This window comes from Nocardioides acrostichi (assembly GCF_015319165.1).
GTDB classification, from domain to species: domain Bacteria; phylum Actinomycetota; class Actinomycetes; order Propionibacteriales; family Nocardioidaceae; genus Nocardioides; species Nocardioides acrostichi.
Window position 1 is genome coordinate 26,083 of sequence record NZ_JADIVZ010000002.1, and the last position, 20,168, is coordinate 46,250.

The 20,168-nt window shown below is 71.5% G+C and carries 21 protein-coding genes; 11 read left to right on the plus strand and 10 right to left on the minus strand.

Going from position 1 to position 20,168, the window contains the following annotated elements:
- Positions 1 to 93: 93 nt before the first annotated feature.
- On the plus strand, positions 94 to 1,710 hold the full coding sequence (locus tag ISG29_RS05060) for a sensor histidine kinase (protein ID WP_194502320.1): 1,617 nt from the start codon (positions 94 to 96) through the stop codon (positions 1,708 to 1,710).
- 10 nt (positions 1,711 to 1,720) lie between these two features.
- Here the strand turns inward: ISG29_RS05060 and ISG29_RS05065 are convergent, their stop codons facing one another.
- Together ISG29_RS05065 and ISG29_RS21250 are read right to left on the minus strand one after the other, a co-directional pair.
- On the minus strand, positions 1,721 to 2,743 hold the full coding sequence (locus ISG29_RS05065; protein WP_207792802.1) for a succinylglutamate desuccinylase/aspartoacylase family protein: 1,023 nt from the start codon (positions 2,741 to 2,743) through the stop codon (positions 1,721 to 1,723).
- A gap of 3 nt (positions 2,744 to 2,746) precedes the next feature.
- The gene (locus ISG29_RS21250) at positions 2,747 to 3,220 is read right to left on the minus strand and encodes an ATP-dependent zinc protease family protein (protein WP_194502321.1); all 474 of its coding nucleotides are present in this window, start codon (positions 3,218 to 3,220) and stop codon (positions 2,747 to 2,749) included.
- 105 nt (positions 3,221 to 3,325) lie between these two features.
- On the opposite strand from ISG29_RS21250, the gene ISG29_RS05075 reads away from it, so the two are divergent.
- Positions 3,326 to 4,522, plus strand: coding sequence for a RimK family alpha-L-glutamate ligase (locus tag ISG29_RS05075; protein ID WP_194502322.1), 1,197 nt, complete (start codon positions 3,326 to 3,328; stop codon positions 4,520 to 4,522).
- Between the two features lie 30 nt (positions 4,523 to 4,552).
- On the opposite strand, the gene ISG29_RS05080 is transcribed toward ISG29_RS05075, so the two are convergent.
- The 4 genes from ISG29_RS05080 to ISG29_RS05095 all read right to left on the minus strand — a co-directional run bounded on the left by ISG29_RS05080 (position 4,553) and on the right by ISG29_RS05095 (position 8,569).
- Entirely contained in the window at positions 4,553 to 5,533 is a 981-nt protein-coding gene (locus tag ISG29_RS05080; protein WP_194502323.1) for a PAS domain-containing sensor histidine kinase, read from the minus strand.
- A 142-nt stretch (positions 5,534 to 5,675) separates the two neighbouring features.
- Entirely contained in the window at positions 5,676 to 6,539 is an 864-nt protein-coding gene (locus tag ISG29_RS05085) for an ABC transporter permease (RefSeq protein WP_194502324.1), read from the minus strand.
- A complete protein-coding gene (locus ISG29_RS05090) occupies positions 6,536 to 7,534 on the minus strand; it encodes an ATP-binding cassette domain-containing protein (RefSeq protein ID WP_194502325.1) in 999 nt (332 codons plus the stop codon). The genes ISG29_RS05085 and ISG29_RS05090 overlap by 4 nt, the downstream gene beginning before the upstream one ends.
- 147 nt (positions 7,535 to 7,681) lie before the next feature.
- Positions 7,682 to 8,569, minus strand: coding sequence for an RNA polymerase subunit sigma-70 (locus ISG29_RS05095; RefSeq protein ID WP_194502326.1), 888 nt, complete (start codon positions 8,567 to 8,569; stop codon positions 7,682 to 7,684).
- A 123-nt stretch (positions 8,570 to 8,692) separates the two neighbouring features.
- Here ISG29_RS05095 and ISG29_RS05100 point away from each other — a divergent pair, with 123 nt between their 5' ends.
- The gene (locus ISG29_RS05100) at positions 8,693 to 9,208 is read left to right on the plus strand and encodes a mycothiol transferase (protein ID WP_194502327.1); all 516 of its coding nucleotides are present in this window, start codon (positions 8,693 to 8,695) and stop codon (positions 9,206 to 9,208) included.
- Here the strand turns inward: ISG29_RS05100 and ISG29_RS05105 are convergent.
- Positions 9,198 to 10,487 (minus strand): MFS transporter, encoded by a 1,290-nt coding sequence (locus tag ISG29_RS05105; protein WP_328828043.1) that lies wholly within the window; start codon positions 10,485 to 10,487, stop codon positions 9,198 to 9,200. The genes ISG29_RS05100 and ISG29_RS05105 overlap by 11 nt on opposite strands.
- A 44-nt stretch (positions 10,488 to 10,531) precedes the next feature.
- On the opposite strand from ISG29_RS05105, the gene ISG29_RS05110 reads away from it, so the two are divergent.
- From ISG29_RS05110 to ISG29_RS05120, 3 genes are all read left to right on the plus strand, one after another.
- Entirely contained in the window at positions 10,532 to 11,980 is a 1,449-nt protein-coding gene (locus ISG29_RS05110) for a type I glutamate--ammonia ligase (RefSeq protein ID WP_194502329.1), read from the plus strand.
- 160 nt (positions 11,981 to 12,140) lie between these two features.
- Positions 12,141 to 12,317, plus strand: coding sequence for a hypothetical protein (locus ISG29_RS05115; protein ID WP_194502330.1), 177 nt, complete (start codon positions 12,141 to 12,143; stop codon positions 12,315 to 12,317).
- Positions 12,314 to 13,063 carry a DUF6885 family protein gene (locus tag ISG29_RS05120; RefSeq protein WP_194502331.1) on the plus strand — a complete coding sequence of 250 codons (750 nt, stop codon included), beginning with the start codon at positions 12,314 to 12,316 and terminating at the stop codon, positions 13,061 to 13,063. The genes ISG29_RS05115 and ISG29_RS05120 overlap by 4 nt, the downstream gene beginning before the upstream one ends.
- Before the next feature lie 10 nt (positions 13,064 to 13,073).
- Here ISG29_RS05120 and zwf read toward each other — a convergent pair whose 3' ends face one another.
- Positions 13,074 to 14,498, minus strand: a complete 1,425-nt coding sequence (zwf, locus tag ISG29_RS05125; protein WP_194502332.1) for a glucose-6-phosphate dehydrogenase — start codon at positions 14,496 to 14,498, stop codon at positions 13,074 to 13,076.
- A 116-nt stretch (positions 14,499 to 14,614) separates the two neighbouring features.
- Between zwf and ISG29_RS05130 the strand changes: the two genes are divergently transcribed.
- Both ISG29_RS05130 and ISG29_RS05135 read left to right on the plus strand, forming a co-directional pair.
- Positions 14,615 to 14,803: a hypothetical protein gene (locus ISG29_RS05130; RefSeq protein WP_194502333.1), complete on the plus strand. Its 189-nt coding sequence runs from the start codon at positions 14,615 to 14,617 to the stop codon at positions 14,801 to 14,803.
- Positions 14,804 to 14,874: 71 nt separating this feature from the next.
- Positions 14,875 to 15,381, plus strand: a complete 507-nt coding sequence (locus ISG29_RS05135; RefSeq protein WP_194502334.1) for a DUF427 domain-containing protein — start codon at positions 14,875 to 14,877, stop codon at positions 15,379 to 15,381.
- Between the two features lie 6 nt (positions 15,382 to 15,387).
- Here ISG29_RS05135 and ISG29_RS05140 read toward each other — a convergent pair whose 3' ends face one another.
- Positions 15,388 to 16,035: a maleylpyruvate isomerase N-terminal domain-containing protein gene (locus tag ISG29_RS05140; RefSeq protein WP_194502335.1), complete on the minus strand. Its 648-nt coding sequence runs from the start codon at positions 16,033 to 16,035 to the stop codon at positions 15,388 to 15,390.
- 92 nt (positions 16,036 to 16,127) lie between these two features.
- On the opposite strand from ISG29_RS05140, the gene ISG29_RS05145 reads away from it, so the two are divergent.
- Both ISG29_RS05145 and mctP read left to right on the plus strand, forming a co-directional pair.
- Complete coding sequence (locus tag ISG29_RS05145) at positions 16,128 to 16,421, plus strand: DUF3311 domain-containing protein (RefSeq protein WP_194502336.1); 294 nt, start codon at positions 16,128 to 16,130, stop codon at positions 16,419 to 16,421.
- On the plus strand, positions 16,418 to 18,052 hold the full coding sequence (gene mctP / locus ISG29_RS05150) for a monocarboxylate uptake permease MctP (RefSeq protein WP_194502337.1): 1,635 nt from the start codon (positions 16,418 to 16,420) through the stop codon (positions 18,050 to 18,052). Before ISG29_RS05145 ends, mctP begins: the two co-directional genes overlap by 4 nt.
- A 91-nt stretch (positions 18,053 to 18,143) precedes the next feature.
- Here the strand turns inward: mctP and ISG29_RS05155 are convergent, their stop codons facing one another.
- On the minus strand, positions 18,144 to 19,382 hold the full coding sequence (locus tag ISG29_RS05155; RefSeq protein ID WP_194502338.1) for an acyl-CoA dehydrogenase family protein: 1,239 nt from the start codon (positions 19,380 to 19,382) through the stop codon (positions 18,144 to 18,146).
- Positions 19,383 to 19,473: 91 nt separating this feature from the next.
- Between ISG29_RS05155 and ISG29_RS05160 the strand changes: the two genes are divergently transcribed.
- Positions 19,474 to 20,079, plus strand: coding sequence for a hypothetical protein (locus ISG29_RS05160; protein ID WP_194502339.1), 606 nt, complete (start codon positions 19,474 to 19,476; stop codon positions 20,077 to 20,079).
- Positions 20,080 to 20,168: the final 89 nt, after the last annotated feature.

Sequence of the window (20,168 nt, forward strand, 5' to 3'; positions counted from 1 at the left end):
TGGAGCATCACTCTAGAACGAGATTCCAAACGGTGTCGGTAGACCTGCTCTAGGGTGCGCAGTGGCGATCTCCACGGGCAGGGGGCCTGGTCGATGAGCAGCACCGCGGAGTCCGTGCGTCCGCGGATTCCCGTGCTCTCCTCACGGCGCATCCGGCTGCTCGCCGTCCTCCTGGCCGAGTGCACCGCGGCGCTCGGAGTGCTGGTGCTCGTCGGGTGGACGGTCGGCTCGGAGCGGCTGATACGCCTGCATCCCTCCCTGGTGGCGATGCAGCCGGCGACAGCCACCGACTTCGTGCTCCTCGGGACGGCGACGGCACTGCTCGTGGTCCGCGCGCGGTCCTCGCGCGCGGCTGTCGCGGCGGCGTTGGTCCTGGCTGCCGGCGTCGTGGTGCTGGCCGCCACCGGCCTGGTCACCGAGATTACCGACGAGCCGTACCCGTTCTCGTGGCTCGCCGACATGACCCAGAACGACGGGCGGATGAGCGGCATCACCGCCATCGGACACCTGGTCGTGGCCGCCGGCATCGCCGCGCTGGCGCTGGGCCGCAGGCTCGCGGCGCACGTGCTGGCGCTCGTCGGACTCGTGATCGGCCTGATCGGTCTCTCCGGCTACGCCTACGGCACCAGCGACCTCTACGGAGTCGGGTACTTCCAGACCCTCGCCCTGCACACCGCGGCCGGCATCGCCGTGGTGGGCGCGGCGCTGCTGCTGGCAGCGGGCGACGTCGGGGTCACCCGGATCGCCCGCTCGTCCACCCCTGGCGGGCGCCTGGTGCGCAGCCTGCTCCCCGTCGTGGTGCTGCTGCCGAGCCTGCTGGGATGGATCAGCCTCTGGTGGGCACGTTCCTCCAGCCTCGGCATCGGCTTCGTGTTGGCGCTGGTCGCCACCGCCATGTCCCTGGTGGGCGGCGCCGCGGTGCTCCTGGTCGCAGCGAGGCTCCAGCAGGCCGAGGTGAGTCGCGAGGAGGCGGTGGCGGCCCGGGCGGAGACCGACCGGGCCATGACCGACCTGGGGCGGGCGACCCGGCAGCTCGAGGTCACCAATCGCGACCTGCGCGAGTTCAACGCCGCCGCCGCGCACGACCTGCGTGGCCCGCTGAGCGCCATCCAGCTCGCCGTCCAACTGCTGGAGCGCGACGCGACGCCGGCGCGCGTTCAACTGCTGCTGCCACGACTGCGCAACGCCACCGACCGTGGCCTGGCCCTCGTGCAAGACCTCCTCGACTACGCCAGCGTCGGCACGGTTGAGACCCGGCCCGCCACGCTCGACCTGGGCCGCCTCGTGTCGACCGTCGCGGGGGAGGTGTCGATCGAGCATGATCGGCCGCTGGATCTGCGCCTGGGTCCGCTGGTGCCGGTGCAGGCCGATCCGGCGCTGATCCGCCGGCTGCTCGCGAACCTGGTGAGCAACGCGGTGAAGTACACCCCGGGCGATGGACCGGTCTCGCTGCTGGTGCGCGCCGAGCCGCGCGGCCGCCAGGTGCTGGTGAGCGTCGCCGACCGGGGCCTGGCCATCGAGGGTGCCGACCGCACCCGGCTCTTCGAGATCTTCCAACGCGGCGACGAAGCCGCCGAGCACGCCGAAGGCACTGGTCTCGGCCTGGCGATCTGCCGGCGGGTCGTCGAGCGCCACGGCGGCACCATCGAGGTCGCCGAGGAGCCGGGTTGGAGCAAGCGGTTCGCCTTCACCCTGCCCGCGGTGACCTGAGCCTGCGGGGTCAGCCGCCGTGATCGCCGGAGAGCTCGGGGCTGAGCACCTCGGCCGGCTCGACGACACGGTCGGCGCCGTCGTCGTCGCGGATCTCGGCGAGATGCACCACAGCGTCGCCGGAGTTCACCAGGGGCGCCTCGGTGCGACCGATCACGATGCCGTCGCGATCGGCGTGCACGAGTCGCACGCGCTTGCCGAAGGAGTCGAAGAGGCCACCGAGACGCTCGCCCTTGACGACGCGCTGCCCCAGCTTGGACTCCAGGTGCAGCATGCCGGTGCCGCGGGCGCGCACCCACCCCGAGCGGTACGACACCGCGCTCGGCTCCTCGGGTGCGTCGGGGCCCTCGACCATGCCGAGCCGGGCCAGCACCCGATTGACTCCGGCCACGCCGGCATCGATCGCCCAGTCGTCCATGCGCCAGGCCTCGCCGGCCTCGTAGAGCAGCACGGTCGCGCCGCGCTCGCGGGCGGCGTAGCGAAGCGATCCGTCGCGCAGCTTCGCATGCAGCATCACGGGGGCCCCGAAGGCGCGCGCCAGGTCGCGGGTGCGCGGGTCGTCGAGGTCGGCGCGGATCTGCGGCAGGTTGGTGCGTCGGTCCGACCCGGTGTGCAGGTCGATGCCGACCTCGCACTTGGCGATGACCTCGTTCATGAAGAGGTGGGCGATGCGTGAGGCGAGAGAGCCGCGAGCGGCGCCGGGGAACGAGCGGTTCAGGTCGCGGCGGTCCGGCAGGTAGCGGTCTCCGTTCATGAAGCCGAGCACGTTGACGATCGGTACGGCGATGAGGGTGCCGCGCAACTGCTTGGCGTCGAGCCCGGCCAGCACCTGACGCACCACCTCGACACCCACCGCCTCGTCGCCGTGGATCGCGGCGTCGATCCACACGGTCGGGCCGTCCTCGCGACCGTGCACGACCCGCACCGGCAGGTCGACGTCGGCACCGGTGACCAAGCGGGTGATCGGCAGCGACACCGACTGGATGCGACCGGGTCGCACCCGGACCGATCCGATCTCGAAGGACTCTCGCACGGCTCAGCGCCCCCGGTTCGCGCGGCGCTGGGCCAGCGGCGGCTTGCCGCCGAGATAGGACGACGCCGGGTCGACCACGTAACCCTGCCGCAGGCCCTCGCGACCCACCAGCATGCGAAAGCCCATCTCGTCGCGCCGCGAGAGCGTCATCTCGACCGTGACCGTGCGACCGATGAGGGTGACCTCCATCGGCACCACGAACCGCTCCTCGGCGTGACCCGAGGAAGAGCGCACCTCGCGCATGTCGATCACGGGCAGGTCGACCTCGACGGCGTCGGCGTCGGACTCCTGCCAGGGGTGGACGCCGAAGCGCACGCGAGGCTCGCCGTCGGAGGTGTGTTCGGTGAGGTCGAAGGCGTGGATCGCCGAGGTGCGGGCGCCGGTGTCGAGCTTGGCCTTGATCCAGGGGACGCCGAGCCCGGGCAGGCTCACCCACTCGCGCCATCCGGCGAGGGTGTAGGAAGGTACATCGGACACGTGGCCAACCTTGACACGTCCCGCCGGCACGCACTCACCACCCGTCCGCACCCGCTTGCTCACGTCCGCATCGCCCGCCACCGCACACCGACCTCCCGGGGAGTCATGAAGCTCGCGATCCTCTCTCGCGCACCACGTTCCTACAGCACCCAGCGCTTGCGCACCGCGGCACTCGACCGTGGCCACCAGGTCAAGGTTCTCAACACGCTGCGCTTCGGAATCGACCTCACCGGCGACGAGCCAGACCTCCAGTTCCGCGGCAAGACGCTGTCGACCTACGACGCGATCCTGCCGCGCATCGGCAACTCGATCACCTACTTCGGCACCGCCGTCGTGCGGCAGTTCGAGCAGATGGACGTCTACACCCCGAACACCTCGTGGGGCATCAGCAACAGCCGCGACAAGCTGCGGGCCACGCAGATCCTCTCCCGGCACAACATCGGCATGCCCGCCACATCGTTCGTGCGTGACCGTAGCGATGTGATCCCGGCCATCGAACGGGTCGGCGGCGCCCCCGTCGTCATCAAGCTGCTCGAGGGCACCCAGGGCATCGGCGTCATCCTCGCGCCCGAGCTCAAGGTCGCCGAGGCGATCATCGAGACGCTCCAGAGCACCCGTCAGCAGGTGCTGATCCAGGCGTTCGTCAAGGAGTCCAAGGGCCGCGACATCCGGGCGCTGGTGGTGGGCGATCGCGTGGTCGCCGCCATGCGTCGGGTGGCGAAGGGCGACGAGTTCCGCTCCAACGTGCACCGTGGCGGGTCGGTCGAGGCCGTCGACCTCGACCCCGCCTTCGAGAAGGCGGCCGTGCGCTCGGCGCAGATCATGGGTCTGCGCGTCGCCGGAGTCGACATGCTGGAGGGCAACGACGGGCCGCTCGTGATGGAGGTCAACTCCTCTCCCGGTCTGGAGGGCATCGAGCGTGCCACCGACCTCGACGTCGCGGGCTCGATCATCGACCACATCGACAACCAGGTGGCCTTCCCCGAGATCGACGTGCGCCAGCGGCTCACGGTCTCGACCGGGTACGGCGTCGCCGAGATCGGCGTCTTCGAGGCCTCCGACCTGGTCGGCAAGGCGCTGGGCGAGTCGGGTCTGCGTGAGCGCGACATCACCGCGCTCACCCTGCACCGTGGTACTCAGGTGATCCCGAACCCCCACGGCAAGCATGTGCTCGAGGCCGGGGACCGGCTGCTCTGCTTCGGCAAGCTCGAGGAGATGCGCTCGATGATCCCGAGCCGGCGCAAGCGCGCCCGCAAGGTCAAGAAGCTACCCTCCGAGCCGATCCACGAGGCCACCGACTGAGAGCCGCGGCGGGCGGCGCCAGAGCCTGGCTCAGTCGCTGCCGGAGAAGGCGGGCAACGTGAGGATGAAGCGTGAGCCGCCCGGGGGGTGCGGCAGATAGCTCAAGGATCCGTCGTACCGCTCGGCGAGCATGCGTGCGGTGGACAGTCCGCTGGTGAGCGTCATCCGGCCGTCGGCGGAGTGCGGGCGGTTGAAGAGGTCTGCGACGCCCGACGCCGCGATGCCCGGGCCGTGGTCGACGACGGCCACGGCGATCTCGTCGTCGCGCTCGACGGCCACGAGCAGCACGGGGTCGCAGCCGTGCACGAGGGCGTTCTCGAGCAGCGAGCGCAGGATGGTCCACACGTGGGCGTCCTCGGCGTCGACTCGCAGGTGGTCGGGGATGGCGATCGCCACGGCGGCCGCCCCCGCCTCGCCGAGGTCGACGAGCCGCTCGCGCACCAGCGCGTTGAGCGTGCTCGCGCCCTGGTCGCCGACCGGGTGGTCGGGCACCAGATAGCCGGCGACCGTGGCCGCGAGCGATCCCACGGCTTGGTCGATGCGGACGAGCTGGCTGCGGCGCTCGCGCTCGTCGAGGTGCTCCCAGCGCCGCTGGAGGGTGTCGAGGGTCCAGGTCAGGCCACCGAGGGAGTCGTGCAGTTCGCGGAAGGCGATCGCCGAGAGCTCGCGGTCGTCCTCGACCTGCCGCCGGACGGCCTCGAGCGCGGCGTCGTGCTCCACGAGATCCCGGCAGACCACGACGTAGCCGCCGGGCCCGCCGGCGGCACCGTCGACCTGGCTCACGGTCACCGAGACGCTGCGCACGCAGCCCCACCGGTCGACGAGTTCGATGCGCTGCGGCGCACTGGTGTCGAGCGGCAGCTCGAATGCGTGACCGATGCGATCGCGCTCGCCGAGGAGATCGTCAGCTGCCTGGTCGACGTACTGGATGACGCCCGCGGCGTCGAGGACGAGAAGACCCGCCGCACCCGCTTCGACGCGTGGACCAGCGTCGATGAAGCGTGTGGGCACCTCCATAGCGGCCCCGGTCGAACCGGCTCTGTCGCGCAGCACGCACACTCCATTCCCTCGTCGTCGACTGACCGCGGGGGGACGGTGGCGCGAGACTATCGCGTGTCGGTCCGGATCTCACCCCTTGGGGTGATCATGGCCATCAACCTCCAGCTCGGCTGTATTGCCGGACCGACAACGGCACGAAGACGAGCAGGATGCCGAGCACCCAGACCAGCGTGTAGAGGGCGGGGTGCTGCATCGACCACACGTCGGGCGCGGCGGCCGAGGCACTGACGTTGCCGAAGAGGTCGCGACTGGCCTGGGTGAGGGCCGAGACGGGGTTCCACTGCACGAGTTGGCGCAGTACGCCGTCGAAGGACTCCAGCGGCACGAAGGCGTTGGAGACGAACGTGAGCGGCATGATGACGACGAACGAGGCGTTGTTGATGACCTCGACGCTGGGCACCACGAGGCCGATGTAGGCCATGACCCAGCTGATCGCGTAGGCGAACACCAGGAGCAGCCCGAAGCCGAGCAGGGCGTCGAGGAACCCCTCGCGGATCCGCCAGCCGACGAGCAGCCCGGTGAGCGCCATGATCACCAGCGAGAGCACGTTGTAGACGACGTCGGAGGTCGTGCGGCCCACGAGAACCGCCGCCGGTGACATCGGGAGCGAGCGGAACCGGTCGATGATGCCCTTGGCCATGTCGTCGGCCAGCCCGGCGCCGGTGAAGGTGGCTCCGAAGACGACCGTCTGGGCGAAGATGCCGGCGATGAGGAACTCGCGGTAGCCGACGCCGTCGCCGGGGTCGATGGCGCCACCGAACACGAACGCGAAGAGCAGCACGAACATGATCGGGCTGATCAGCACGAACACGAGGATCTCGGGGACGCGCTTGATCTTGATGAGGTTCCTCTTCGCCACGACCCAGCCGTCGACCAGGGCGCGGCCGGGGCCGGAAGGGCGCCGGTAGGGCAGCGGGGTGGGTGCGGGCAGGTCGGAGCCCGCGCTGGGGGTGCTCATCGGAGGGCCTCCTCGGTCTCGGCGGAGTCAGGATCGCCGGGGGAGCCGGCTGGTGCCTCGGAGGCGTGACCGGTGAGGCTGAGGAAGACGTCGTCGAGCGTGGGGCGTCTCAGCCCGAGGTCGAGCACCGCGATGCCGGCCTGCTGCAGGCCACTCACCGTGTGGCCCAGGGCGGCGAGACCCCCGGCGACGGGAGCGGTGAGCTCTCGGCCACCCGCCTTCAGCTCGATCTCCCCGGAGGCGACCTCGGCAAGCACGGCCCGCGCCGCGCCGACCATGGAAGGCTCGGCGAGCACGACCTCGACCCGCTCGCCACCAGTCTGCGCCTTGAGCTCGTCGGCTGTGCCCTGGGCGATGGCGCGACCGTGGTCGATGACCACGATGTCGTCGGCGAGCCGGTCGGCCTCTTCGAGGTACTGCGTGGTGAGCAGCAGGGTGGCACCACCCGAGACGAGCTCGCGGATGACCTCCCACATCTGCACACGGCTGGCGGGGTCGAGCCCGGTCGTGGGCTCGTCGAGCACCAGCACGGGCGGTGCCGCCACGAGGGCGCCGGCGAGGTCGAGGCGCCGCCGCATGCCGCCGGAGTACGTCTTCGACGGCCGGTTGCCGGCCTCGGTGAGCCCGAAGCGGTCGAGCAGCTCGGCGGCGCGACGGCGTGCGGCGGCGCCACCGAGGCCGTAGAGGCGCCCCACCATCTCGAGGTTCTCGAGCCCGGTGAGGTGTTCGTCGACTGCGGCGTACTGCCCGGAGAGGCCGATGCGCGCCCGCACGCCGTCAGGGTCGGCCAGGACGTCGACGCCCGCGACGATCGCGCTGCCGGAGTCGGGGCGCAGCAGGGTGGTGAGCACCCGGACCGCCGTGGTCTTGCCGGCCCCGTTGGGGCCGAGCAGGGCGAGCACCTGGCCCTCGGGCACGGCGAGGTCGAGGCCGTCGAGGGCCTGCACCTCCTTGAAGCTCTTGCGGAGGCCGGTCGCCCGGATCATGTCGGTCATGCGCTGGACCTGCCTCCCGGCGCCCGCCGGGCTCGTGGAGTGCGGGGCGATCGAATGGTTCGTGAGGTGAGGTGCACGACCCTAGAGACCGGCGCCGACAGCCGGACTCATCGCCGATGCGACAGCGGCCTCGGCCCGCGTCGAAGATCAGCCGTGCAGGTCGAGCAGGTCGAGCACGACCGGGTCCGCGATGGCGTCGATCTGGGTCACGCCCTCGTCGTCGACGACCAGACCGACGAGGACGGGCTCGGTCGCGAGATGACCGGCGATCGCGGCGTAGCCGTCGAGCACGACCGGCCGGGGCTCCTGGAGGCTCTCGAGAGCGGCGGCGACCCGGGCCCGGCCCACGGCGTGGTCGGGCAGGCCAGCCCGCGCGGCGGCGGCGTCGGAGCGCAGTTCGACGGTCTGGGCAAGCGGCGAGCGGGCTCCGTCGGCTCCGGCCGGCAGGGGGCCCGACATCCGGCTCAACAGGCTCACGACGAAGGCGCGGTGCTCCTCGGCCGCGGTCGGCCGCGCGTGGTCGAGCAGATCGAGCTCCGCGCGGGCTCGCCCGGCGAGCTGGCGAGCGGCGCACGAGGTGCGCCCGAGGACGCCGGCGACGTCCTCGAAGTGCAGCCCGAGGACGTCGTGCAGCACGTGCGCCACCCGCTCGGCGGGTGCGAGACCCTCCAGATCCGCGAGCAGGGTCACCCCCACCTCCTGGGCCAGCCCGGCCTCGCGCGCCGGGTCGTCGACGGCGGGGAGCCCGGCCGCCTCGGCCACGTCGGTGTCGACGGGCTGGGCGGCGCGGCGGTACCGGCGCTCGCGGAGTCGGCGCAGCGCGTCGCGACCGACGTCGGTGACCAGCCACGTGCCCAGGTCGAGCACGTCGCTCTCGGGGGTCGCTCGCAGCCGGTCGAGGGTGCGCTCGACGACCGTGTCGGCCTCGCTCGCCGAGCCGAGCAACCGGTAGGCGAGGTCGTGCAGCCAGGCGCGGCGCTCCTCGGCCTCGGCCACGAGGGGGGAGGGACGAACGTCGTCGAGCGGCGTGCTCATGACCGGCACTCTCTCAGGAAAAGGCGCGAAGGCGGCGTGGCGATCGCTGCCCAACCGGGTGAGAGCGCCCTCGGCCCGTGCGATCGGTCGGCCAGTCGGCGCCCGCGGCGTAGCCTCCGAGGCATGGACACCACCGCGCTGCTCGACGACTGCTTCGACCGGGCCCAGCAAGCGGCCCTGGCGGCTCTCGACGATCTCGGCGTCGACGCGCTGGCCTGGCGACCCGACGCCGAGGCGAACCCGGTGGGCTGGCTCGCGTGGCACCTGGCGCGCGTGGTCGACGACCACGTGGCCGACGTCGCGGGGCACGAGCAGCTCTACACCGCCGAAGGCTTCACCAGGCGCTTCGGCCTGCCCTTCGACGACGCCGCCATCGGCTACGGGCACTCCAGCGACGAGGTGGCCGCCGTGCGCGCGGACGCCGCCCTCCTCGCCGAGTACCTCTCCGCGGTCTATGAGCGAGCCCGCTCCTGGCTCCCGCACCTGACCCCCGACGAACTCGACCGGGTCGTCGACGAGCGGTGGGATCCACCCGTCACGCTCGGCGTGCGCCTGGTGAGTCTCGCCGACGAAGGCTCGGCCCACGCCGGGCAGATGGCCTACGTGCGCGGCCTGTGGGAGCGGCGCGTCAGCGCGTGACCCGATAGCGCACGAACGACGGCACGACGAGCGCGGCGACCACGACCCCGATCACGACGAGGACGCCGCCGCCCGCGGCTGCCGCACCCGCCCCGACGACGGCTGCCGACGCACCGTGGGCGACGTCTGCCACGCGAGGTCCCCCGGCCACGACCACGATGAACACGCCCTGGAGCCGGCCCCGCATCGCGTCGGTGGCGGCACTTTGGAGGATCGAGGAGCGGAAGGCGGCCGAGGCCATGTCGGCGGCGCCGCCCACGGCGAGCAAGGCCACCGCAGCGAGGAGCATCGGCGTCCGCGCGAGGTCCGCCAGCAACACCGCGACACCGAAGCCGACCATCGCCACGCCCCACACGACGATGCACACGACGACGGCGAGCCCCTGGCGCTCGACGCGAGAGACCCAGCCGCTGAGCACCCCGCCGACCACGGCACCCGCCGGGATCGCCGCGAAGAGCAGGGCGAAGGCCAGGCCGCCCGCCTCGGGGCCCCCGAAGTCGACGTGAGCGATTTCGGGGAAGAGCGCCCGGGGCATGCCGAAGACCATGGCGATGATGTCGACCACGAACGACATGAGCAGCACCGGCTGCGTGCGCAGGTAGGCGAACCCGTCGACCACCGCGCCGAGCCCGGGCGCCTTGGCCGCGCCGCCGTCGTCCACCGGGAGCGGCGGCAGCCGGACGACGGCCCACAAGGTGGCGCCGAGCGTCACGGTGTCGACCGTGTAGAGCCAGGCGTAGCCGGTGAACGGGATGAGCACGCCGGCCACCAGCGGGCCCGCGATCGCGCCCGCCTGGAAGACGGTCATCTGGAGCGAGTTGGCTGCCGGGAGCTGCTCAGCGGGCAGCAGCCGCGGCAGCACCGCGCTGCGCGTGGGCTGATTGACGGCGAAGAACGCCTGCTGCACCGCGAACAGCGAGAGGAGCAGCCACACGTTCGTGGAGCCCGCGAAGGCCTGCGCAGCGAAGAGCCCGCTGGTGACGATGAGGCCGAGGGTGGTGACCCGCAAGATGCTGCGCCGGTCGAACACGTCGGCCAGGGCGCCGCCGTAGAGCCCGAACACGACCAGGGGCACCAGGCCGAAGAGGCCGGTGAGCCCGACGTACGCCGAGGAGCCGGTGTCGGCGTAGATCTGGGCCGGCACCGCCACGATGGTGAGCTGCGCGCCGACGACGGTCACGATGTTGGCCAGCCACAGCCGTCGGAAGTGCGGTTCGGCCAGCGGTCGCGTGTCGGCCACCAGGCCGCGCAGGCGGCTCGCCGACCGGTTGCTGATCACAACCAGGAAATCTAGAGGTGCCCACCAGCGAGTAGCGTCACCGCATGGCACCTGACGCGGACCCGCACGCCGGACCGAGCGCCGGCCCATTCGCCCACGACGGCGCCCCCGCCGACCTGACGGCGGTCGTCGACCGTCTCGCCGGGCACGGGGTCAGAGGCGTGAGCATCGGCTGGGTCGACAACAACGGCATCGTGCGCTCGCGCACCGTGCCGCTCTCCCAGCTCGAGGCCACCGCCCGGCGCGGCGTCGGCATCACCGCCGTCTTCGCGGTCTTCGACTCCCACGACGGCATCACCTTCGCCCACGACGGCCTCTCGACACCGTCCGGCGACGTGCGCCTGCTGCCCGTGCTCGACCCCGACGACGAGCTCGCCGGCATCGTGCCGCTCCCCGGGCAGCCGGGTCTGGCGTGGGTCAGCGGGCGGCAGGTCAGTGCCGACGGCGAGACGTGGCCGTACTGCCAGCGCGCCGTGCTCGAGCGCCAGGTCGAGGTCGCCGCCGAGGCCGGGTTCGGGGTGCGAGCCGGGTTCGAGGTCGAGATGACGCTCGGCGTCGACCCTGGTGTCGAGGGAGGAGCCGAACTCGTGCCCGCGCACCGCGGCCCGGCGTACTCGCCCAAGGCGCTGCTCGACGTCGACGAGTTCGTCGTGCAGTTGCTCGGCGACCTCGCCGAGGCAGGCGTGCCGGTCGGCCAGGTGCACGCCGAGTACGGCGGAGCCCAGGTCGAGCTCGCCATCGCTCCGCTCGAACCCCTCGCCGCAGCCGACGCGCAGGTGCTGGTGCGCCAGCTCGTGCACGCGGCCGCCCGCGCCCACGGGCTCCGCGCCAGCCTCGCACCGCTCACCACCACTGACGGCGCCGGCAACGGCTGGCACCTGCACACCTCTTTGGTCGACCTCGACACCGGCGCCAACGTGCTGCACGGCGACGGTCCGTACGGACTCTCCGACGACGGCGCCGGCTACGTCGCCGGGCTCCTGCGCGAGCTACCCGGCCTGGTCGGCGTGACGGCGCCGTCGACCGGCTCCCTGATGCGGCGGCGTCCGCACTACTGGGCGGGCGCCTACGGCTGCTGGGGGGTCGAGAACCGGGAGGCGGCGCTGCGACTCGTACCGCCCACCCGCCTGGTCGGCGCGGAGGCCACCAACGTCGAGCTCAAGGCCAGCGACGCCTCGGCGAACCCCTACCTCTCGCTGGCCGTCGTCATCGCCGCCGGCCTGGCCGGGGTGCGTGACGGTGCTGCGTTGCCCGAGCCGGTGCAGGAGGACGTCGGGGGCTGGAGCGACGAGCAGCGCGCGGCGGCCGGCATCGCGGCCCTGCCCACCGACTACGCCGATCAGCAGGCGGCTCTGCTGGGCTGTGACCTGGTGCGCGACGTGCTCGGCCGCAGGCTCTTCGGGGCCTTCCTCGCCTGCCGCGACGCCGACCAGGCGTGGATCGGTGAGCAGTCGGTCGAACAGGTCGTGTCGTCGCTGCGCTGGCTGTACTGAGGCGGGCGGCTCGGTGGGGGGCGAATTCACCGGACGTCCGGTGAATTCGCCCCTGGGACGACGAAGTTTCGACGTCCCAGGGACAGAAACGCCGTCCGACCCCCGGGTGCGTCGGCCCCGGCTCACCCAGATGCCACCGGGGTTGGGGCAGGCTGGTGTGGTGGCGATCCAGGACTCGACGCAGTACAAGCTGGCCTGGGTCTACGTCGCGCTGTTCTGCGTGTGCGCGGTGGGCATGGTCTGGCGCGGTCAGTGGCTGTATGCGCTGGTCTCCGCGGTGATGGCCACCGGGTTCGCGGTGTTCCGGCTGCGGGCCGACGCCCGGGACGACGCGTGAGCGCTGGAGCCTCCAGGCTGCCGCTGGGCGGTGGGCGCCGCGTGCTGCCGGGTGGGGAGCGGGTCGTAGCCGGCCGCGTGCTGCCGCAGCCGGACCAGCTGTGCGGCCCGTTCGCGGCGTCGCACGCGTTGCGTGCGGTGCTGACCGATCCGCCCACGGTGGTCGACCTCGCCCGGGCGGCCGGCACCCGCATCTGGCCGCACGACGTGGCGGCCTGGCGTCCCGCCGGCGCGCCGTGGTTGAGAACCCACTGGGAGCAGCTGCCACGGGCGGCGGCGCTCGAGGCGTCCGGCACGGACGCCGCCGGGCTGGCGCGCGGCATCACGGAGGTGTGCGGCGACCGGGTCGAGCTGGTCGCGCTGCCTATGGCCGGTGTCGAGGGCGTGACGCGCCGGCTCGACGGGCTCCTCGACGGGATCGTCGAGACCGGCGTGCCGGTCGGGGTGCTGGCGAACCTGCGCACCGGACCGTTGGGAGAGGCCTTCGACGTCGGCCACTTCGTCGGTCTCTGGTGCACGGACGGCGCCGGCCCGACGCTGCGGGTGGGTGTGGCCGACTCCTACGTCGAGCTGGGTGCGCCCGGCGAGCCGGCCGGCTGCCGGCTCGTGCCGCTCGACGCGCTGGCCACGGCGCTCACCGCCCCGCCGGGGAGAGGGCTCATGTTGCTGGTCACGCGGGAGAATGCCGAGGCGATCCGGGAGATCGTCACCTCGGTCGGGCTCCCGACCGGGCTGTGGTCGGCCTGACCAGCCCGGATCAGTCGCCGAGGCTCCAGCCGCCCTTCGGCAGGTCGAGGGCGGCCTGCGGACCCCACGAACCCTGCTCGTAGGGCTGTGCGGCCGGCGGCTGGTCGAGCAGCGGCTGGCAGACCTGCCAGATGCGGTCGACCTCGTCGGCGCGGGTGAACAGCGAGCGGTCGCCGCGCATGACGTCGAGCAGGAGCCGCTCGTAGGCCTCGAGCGGGTCGCCGTCCGGCACGGCCCGGGCGTAGTCGAGGCACATCGAGGCCTCGAGCAACTCCATGTCGGGCCCGGGCTTCTTGCCCAGCAGGTCGACCCGCACCTGAGGGTGGTCGGTGAGTTCGAGCACCAGCTCGTTGCGGCTCTCGTGTGGGGCCGGACCGAAGATGCCGGACTCCGGGTCGCGGAACCGGATCGTGATGGTGCGCCGCCCCTCGGCCATCGCCTTGCCGGTGCGCAGGTAGAACGGCACGTCGCGCCAACGGTCGTTGTCGACCCACACCTCCAAGGCCACCAACGTCTCGACCTGCGAGTCGGGGTCGACGTCCTTCTCGTCGCGGTAGCCCACGAACTGGCCGAACACGCAGCGCTCCGGGTCGAGCGGTCGCATCGCCTCGAAGACCGCCGACTTGGAGTCACGCAGGTCGCGCTCGGTGAACGAGCCCGGATCCTCCAGCGCCACGAAGCCGAGCAGCTGGGAGAGATGGGTCGAGACCATGTCCCGCAGGGCGCCGGTGGACTCGTAGAACGATCCGCGGCCCTCCAGACCGAGCGCCTCGGGCACGTCGATCTGCACCGACTCGATGGAGCCGCGATTCCAGGCGGGCTCGAAGAGCCCGTTGGCGAAGCGGAGCGCCAGGATGTTCTGGACCGCCTCCTTGCCGATGAAGTGGTCGATGCGAAAGACCTGGTCCTCGTCGGCGACCTCCTTGATGGCGTCGTCGAGCTCCCGAGAGCTGGCCAGGTCGGTGCCGAACGGCTTCTCGACCACGACCCGGGCCCGCTCGACCAGACCCTCGTGACCGAGCATGCCGATCATCTTCTGCATCGCCTTGGGCGGGATCGAGAGGTAGAGCAGCCGTCGCGTCTCGGCGACCTCGACGCCGGCCTCGTCGGCGATCCGCTGCTCGGCCTCGTGGACGGCGCTCGCCAGGTCGGCGCCGTCGTCGCTGTCGGCGGTGCGGAAGCTGACGCGGGAGCAGAGATCGTCGGCGACGGCGTCGTCAAGATCGTCGACGCTCTTCTCCAGACCACGACGCACCTGCTCGCGGAACTCCTCGTCGGTGCCCGGCGAGTGCCGGCCGGAGCCGATCACGGCGTACGACGTCGGCATCCGGCCGTCGACCGCCAGCCGATACAGACCGGGGAAGAGCTTGCGGGCGGCGAGGTCGCCGGTGGCGCCGAAGAGGACCATCACGTGGGGAGGCAGCTGGTTGCTCACGGGACCAGAGTGCCTCAGGGTGCTTCACCCCAACGAGGGAGCGCCCGCGCGGAGACCGGGTGAAACTTTCGTCACATGCGCGGCAAACGCGCAGGCCACCTGCCATATTGGCGCTCATGAGTCTCACTCACGATGAAGCCAACTCGGCCCTCGAGGCCTATTTCGGCCCCGACCTGTTCACCACGGAGCCCACCTGGAGCGCGGTCCTGCTGGACCAGGTGACCGGCATGTACGACTCCGGTGAAGAACTGCGTGACGGCCTGGACCTGATGAACCTGCGGGTCGAGGCCGGCGCGCCGCGCTGACCGCCGCGCTGACCGCCGCGGGACGCCACCGGGGTGGCCCAGCCATCGGCAGGAGCGGCTGTACTGGCGGCATGAGACGCCCTCGTCCGATCGCGCCCGGACCCGGCCAGGAGTCGGTCTGGGACTACCCTCGACCGCCGCGACTCGAGAGAACCGACGAGCGGATCGAGATCGTGTTGGGTGGCACGTCCATCGCGACCACGAGCGATGGGTGGCGCGTGCTCGAGACGAGTCACCCGCCCACCTACTACCTGCCCAGTTCGGCCTTCGCGCCCGGCGTGCTGCGTCCCACGTTCGGCAGCAGTCACTGCGAGTGGAAGGGCGCGGCGTCGTACTTCGACCTCGCGGCCGCGGAGGATGGGCCCGTACTCGCCGAGCGCGCGGCCTGGACCTACCCCGACCCGACGCCCGCCTTTGCAGACCTGGCCGGTGCGGTCTCGGTGATGCCCGCGGCGGTCGAGGCGGCCTATGTCGACGGTGAGCGGGTGCGCCCGCAGGAGGGCGGGTTCTACGGCGGCTGGATCACCGATCGCGTGGTCGGCCCGTTCAAGGGGGTGCCCGGGAGCTGGGGCTGGTAGGCGCGCTCAGCCTGCCTCGGGCACGGGCTGGTCGTCGTCGCGGGGGCCGAAGATCGGTAGCTCGTCGAGCAGCGCCGACTCGACCCGACCCGCGAACACCCGGCTCACCTGGGCCCGCGACCGGCGAGAGAACGCGACCCTGAACAGCTCATAGGGGTCGACCGTGACGTCGGGTCCGCCGGCCCCGTAGGTGGCGTCACCGCAGTGGACCTCGGCCGGCACCTTGCTCAGCAGCATCGGTGCCAGCGCGTGCACCACCGGTGACCAGGACCACTCGGGCGGTACGCCACGGCCGAGCGCCTCGTGCAGGTCGGCGTGGTGCACGGCGAGATCCCAGACGATGGCCGGGCGGGGGTTGTCCTCGACGCTCGCCGCCACGGCGTCGGTGTTGGCGCGCATCTCCTCGACCAGGTCGGCCACCGCGCGGCCCTCGCGCTCGGCGACGTGGCGCGTGGTCCACGACGGCCCGGGTGCGCCGTCCATACGGTCGGCGACGGCGTCGGCTGGGCCTCCCGCGAGGTGCGCGATGAGCTGGCGCACGCTCCACTGCGGGGTGGCAGGCACGACGGCGGCAAGCGAGTCGGCGGGGAGGTCGAGAGCCAGGGCCGCGATGGCCTCGACCAGGTCGCGGTAGAGCCGGGGGGCATCGTGCATGAGTCGATCGTGCCACGACCGCTCGACGTGACACCGCTCACAGACCGGGTCTAGGTTGGCGGTGTCAACCGTGCTCTCGGGAGGAGCTCCCCATGACGGACTCACCGTCCGGCGACCGGTCCCGCCCCGCGCGGCCCCGGGTTCGCCGAAGCGGCCCCTGGCTGCTCGCTCTGCTGCTGCTCGCGCCGGCCGTCGTCGTGCCACTGCTGGTGCCCATCTACGACCGGGAGGGCCCCACCTTGTGGGGCTTCCCGTTCTACTTCTGGTTCCAGTTCGCGTTCATCATCGTGGCGGCGTTGCTGACCACGGCGGCCTATCGCGTGACGCTGCTCGCCGAGCGGCGTGAGCGCGAGGCCTCGGCGTCCGGCAAGGGGGGCCACCGATGAACGGGGTCGCCGTCGGGGTCTTCGTCTTCATCTTCCTGCTCGTCACGGTGATGGGTTTCGCCGCCGCCCGGTGGCGGCGAGCCGACGACATGGGCTCGCTCGACGAGTGGGGCCTGGGCGGACGCGGCTTCGGCACGTTCATCACGTGGTTCCTGGTCGGCGGCGACATCTACACCGCCTACACCTTCATCGCCGTCCCGGCCACGATGTACGCCGGCAGCGTCGTCGGCTTCTTCGCCGTGCCCTACACGGTGGTCGTCTACCCGCTCATCTTCTTGTTCCTGCCCCGGCTGTGGTCGGTGAGTCACCGCCACGGGTTCGTGACGCCGGCCGACTTCGTCACGGGCCGCTACGGCTCCCGCGGGCTCGGTCTGGCGGTCGCCGTCACGGGGCTGCTGGCGACGATGCCCTACATCGCGCTGCAGCTCGTGGGCATGCAGGTGGTGCTCGAGGTCATGGGCATCGGCACGACCACGGGCAACTGGTTCGTGAAGGATCTGCCGCTGTTCATCGCCTTCGCCGTGCTCGCCGCCTACACCTACTCCTCGGGCCTGCGGGCCCCGGCACTCATCGCGTTCGTCAAGGACGCCCTGATCTACCTGGTCATCATCGTGGCCGTCCTCTACCTGCCCAGCCAGGTCGGCGGCTGGGGTGCGGTCTTCGACGCCGCCAAGGACTCCTTCAACGGCTTCAACGCCGACAACGCCGACACGATCGCCGCGGGCGGGGCCAACGCTCGAGCCATCATCCCGCCCGGCGCCGCGCAGTGGGCCTACGCCTCGCTCGCGCTCGGCTCGGCCATGGCCCTGTTCATGTACCCGCACTCGCTCACCGGTGTGCTGGCCACCAAGGACCGCTCGGTGATCCGCCGCAACGCCTCGCTGCTGCCCGCCTACTCGTTCCTGCTGGGGCTGCTGGCGCTGCTCGGCTTCGTGGCGGTCGCCGCCGGCGTCAAGGTCGACAACGCCCAGCAGTCGGTGCCGCAGCTGTTCGAGAACGAGTTCCCCGGCTGGTTCGCCGGCGTCGGCTTCGCCGCCATCGCCATCGGTGCGCTCGTGCCGGCCGCCATCATGTCCATCGCCGCGGCGAACCTGTGGACGCGCAACATCTACCGGGCCTTCATCAACCGTGGGGCCACGCCCGCCCAGGAGGCCAGGCAGGCCAAGCTGGTCTCGCTCGTGGTCAAGCTCGGCGCCCTGGTGTTCGTGCTGGCGCTCCCGAACGACTTCGCCATCAACCTCCAGCTCCTCGGCGGCGTGTGGATCCTCCAGACACTGCCGTCGGTGGTGGTCGGTCTCTTCACCCGGTGGTGCCACCGGTGGGCACTGCTCGCCGGATGGGCCGTCGGCATGCTCTACGGCACCTGGCTCGCCTACGGAGTCGCGACCCCAGGCGACCCCGGCAGTCACTTCGGCGGCTCGCTGGTGATGTTCCCGTTCACCGACACGAAGGTCTACATCGCGGTCGTGGCGTTCGTGGCGAACGTGATCGTGGTGGTGGTGGTCACGCCGATCCTGCGGATGACCGGTGTGCCGGAGGGCGACGACATCACCTCTGACGACGACTACCACGCCGACGCCGACGACCCCGATGTCCTCGACGAGCTCGACCCCTCCGTCACCGTCCGATGAGTCGCTGACCCGTCGCCAGTTTTCACGTGACCTGCCACGAGTTTTCACGTGACCTGCCACGAGTTTTCATGGCAGGTCACCTGGCATGACGTCAGCGGATGGGAGCGCCGGAGACGGTGCGCGCGATGACCAGTCGCTGGATCTCCGAGGTGCCCTCGAAGACGGTGTAGATCTTCGCGTCGCGCGACCAGCGCTCCACCGGGTACTCACGGGTGAAGCCGTTGCCGCCGAGGATCTGCATGGCCTGCGTGGTCACCTTGACCGCGGTCTCGCCGGCCATGAGCTTCGACATCGAACCCTCGGCGTTCTCGAACCGCTTGCCGTTGGCGGCCATCCACGCGGCGCGCCACACCAGCAGCCGCGAGGCGTCGATCGCCGTCTTCATGTCGGCGAGCTGGAACGCGACCCCCTGGTTCTCGATGATCGGCTTGCCGAACTGCTCGCGCGTCTTGGCATAGTCCAGCGCGACCTCGTAGGCCGCGCGGGCGATGCCGACGGCCTGTGCGCCGACCGCCGGGCGGGTGCGCTCGAAGGTGGCCATGCTCGCGTTCGACCCACCGGATTCCCTCGAGCTGGCCCCCTCGCGCGCGCGGGCGAGCCGCGCGTCGAGCTTCTCTTTGCCGCCGAGCAGGCAGCGCCCGGGGATCCGCACGTCGTCGAGCACGACCTCGGCGGTGTGCGACGCGCGGATGCCGTGCTTGTGGAACTTCTGCCCCTGGCTGAGCCCCTTGGTGCCCGGCGGCACCACGAACGACGCCTGCCCGCGGCTGCGCAGGTCGGGGTCGACGACGGCGGTGACCACGTGCACGTCGGCGAGTCCGCCGTTGGTGGCCCACGTCTTGGTGCCCTTGAGGATCCACTCGTCGCTCGCCTCGTCGTAGATCGCACGGGTCCGCATGGCGCCGACGTCGCTGCCGGCGTCCGGCTCGGAGGAGCAGAACGCGGCGATCTTGAGGTCGCCGGGCTCACCGAACATCTGCGGCACCCACTCCATGACCTGCTCGTCGGTGCCGTTGGCGCGCACTCCCGCCGCGGCCAGCGCGGTACCGACGATGGAGAGGCCGATGCCGGCGTCGCCCCAGAAGATCTCCTCCATGAAGAGCGGGAGACCCAGGCCCGAGGGGTCGAAGGACTGGGTGGCGAAGAAGTCGAAGGAGTAGATGCCGGCCTTGGCGGCCTCCTCGACCACCGGCCAGGGGAACTCCTCCTTCTCGTCCCACTCGGCCGCGGCGGGCCGGATGACGTCGGCGGCGAAGGTGTGCAGCCAGTCCTTGAGCTCGAGATGGTCGGGCGTCAGCCCGAAGTACGGGATGGGGGCGTCGTCGGTCATTACCGCAGGGTAACCCCGGTGCACGGGTGTTGCCTGAAAGTCGTGGCAGGTCAGGTGAAAACTGGTGACGGGTCACGCCTAGGGTCGGGGCATGAAGCAGCGGTTCGAGGGGGCGATCGCCGGGGTCGGGTCGGTCTCGGGGGTACGGGTCGTGGTGGGGCGGTGGCACACGAGTCCGCTCGGGTCGTTCGCCGATGCGATGGTCGCCACGGCTGCGAGACGACGGGTGCTGTTGGCTCCGAACGAGGAGGTGGCCGACTTCGTGGCCGCCACGTACTCCTTCGACGAGGTGCGCATCGAGCCGTTCGCAGTGACCGGCCCGGACGACGCGTGGGCGGTGCGCTCGTCCTCGCTGCACCTCGACCTCGAGGTGGGGGGTAGGACCCCGCTGGGTCGGCTGCTCTCTCTGGTGCCGGATCGGTTGGCCACGAGTCCGGCCTTCTGCGCACTCACCGACCCGGTGGCCCGGGTGCTGATGCGTGGCGTACGCACCCGCGGCACCGCCGGCGGCGGCCGCACCGAGTACTACGGCGCGACGAGCCACCGGGCCTTGGTGGCGTCGTCCGGGCACTTCGACGGCGTCGAGCTCGGAGCGCTGGCGCCGGTGTACCCCGAGCCCGGTTTCGGTTTCTCCTCCACCCCGCGCCGGCCCTCGGTCACCGAGGTGGTCACCACGGTGCGGCTGCCGGGTTCGTGATCGCGCGGGGGTCAGGTCGGCGCCGGCATGACCTGCTCGACGAGCTCGTCCGGGACGTAGAGGTGCTGGCGCTGCGCCGGCGAGGATCT

Excerpts from the sequence above, each read along its gene's own strand:
- ISG29_RS05060 (WP_194502320.1), top strand. The coding sequence starts at position 94 with ATGAGCAGCACCGCGGAGTCCGTGCGTCCGCGGATTCCCGTGCTCTCC.
- ISG29_RS05075 (WP_194502322.1), top strand. The coding sequence starts at position 3,326 with ATGAAGCTCGCGATCCTCTCTCGCGCACCACGTTCCTACAGCACCCAG.
- ISG29_RS05085 (WP_194502324.1), bottom strand. The coding sequence starts at position 6,539 with ATGAGCACCCCCAGCGCGGGCTCCGACCTGCCCGCACCCACCCCGCTG.
- ISG29_RS05090 (WP_194502325.1), bottom strand. The coding sequence starts at position 7,534 with ATGACCGACATGATCCGGGCGACCGGCCTCCGCAAGAGCTTCAAGGAG.
- ISG29_RS05095 (WP_194502326.1), bottom strand. The coding sequence starts at position 8,569 with ATGAGCACGCCGCTCGACGACGTTCGTCCCTCCCCCCTCGTGGCCGAG.
- ISG29_RS05100 (WP_194502327.1), top strand. The coding sequence starts at position 8,693 with ATGGACACCACCGCGCTGCTCGACGACTGCTTCGACCGGGCCCAGCAA.
- ISG29_RS05110 (WP_194502329.1), top strand. The coding sequence starts at position 10,532 with ATGGCACCTGACGCGGACCCGCACGCCGGACCGAGCGCCGGCCCATTC.
- ISG29_RS05130 (WP_194502333.1), top strand. The coding sequence starts at position 14,615 with ATGAGTCTCACTCACGATGAAGCCAACTCGGCCCTCGAGGCCTATTTC.
- ISG29_RS05135 (WP_194502334.1), top strand. The coding sequence starts at position 14,875 with ATGAGACGCCCTCGTCCGATCGCGCCCGGACCCGGCCAGGAGTCGGTC.
- ISG29_RS05140 (WP_194502335.1), bottom strand. The coding sequence starts at position 16,035 with ATGCACGATGCCCCCCGGCTCTACCGCGACCTGGTCGAGGCCATCGCG.
- ISG29_RS05145 (WP_194502336.1), top strand. The coding sequence starts at position 16,128 with ATGACGGACTCACCGTCCGGCGACCGGTCCCGCCCCGCGCGGCCCCGG.
- mctP (WP_194502337.1), top strand. The coding sequence starts at position 16,418 with ATGAACGGGGTCGCCGTCGGGGTCTTCGTCTTCATCTTCCTGCTCGTC.
- ISG29_RS05155 (WP_194502338.1), bottom strand. The coding sequence starts at position 19,382 with ATGACCGACGACGCCCCCATCCCGTACTTCGGGCTGACGCCCGACCAT.
- ISG29_RS05160 (WP_194502339.1), top strand. The coding sequence starts at position 19,474 with ATGAAGCAGCGGTTCGAGGGGGCGATCGCCGGGGTCGGGTCGGTCTCG.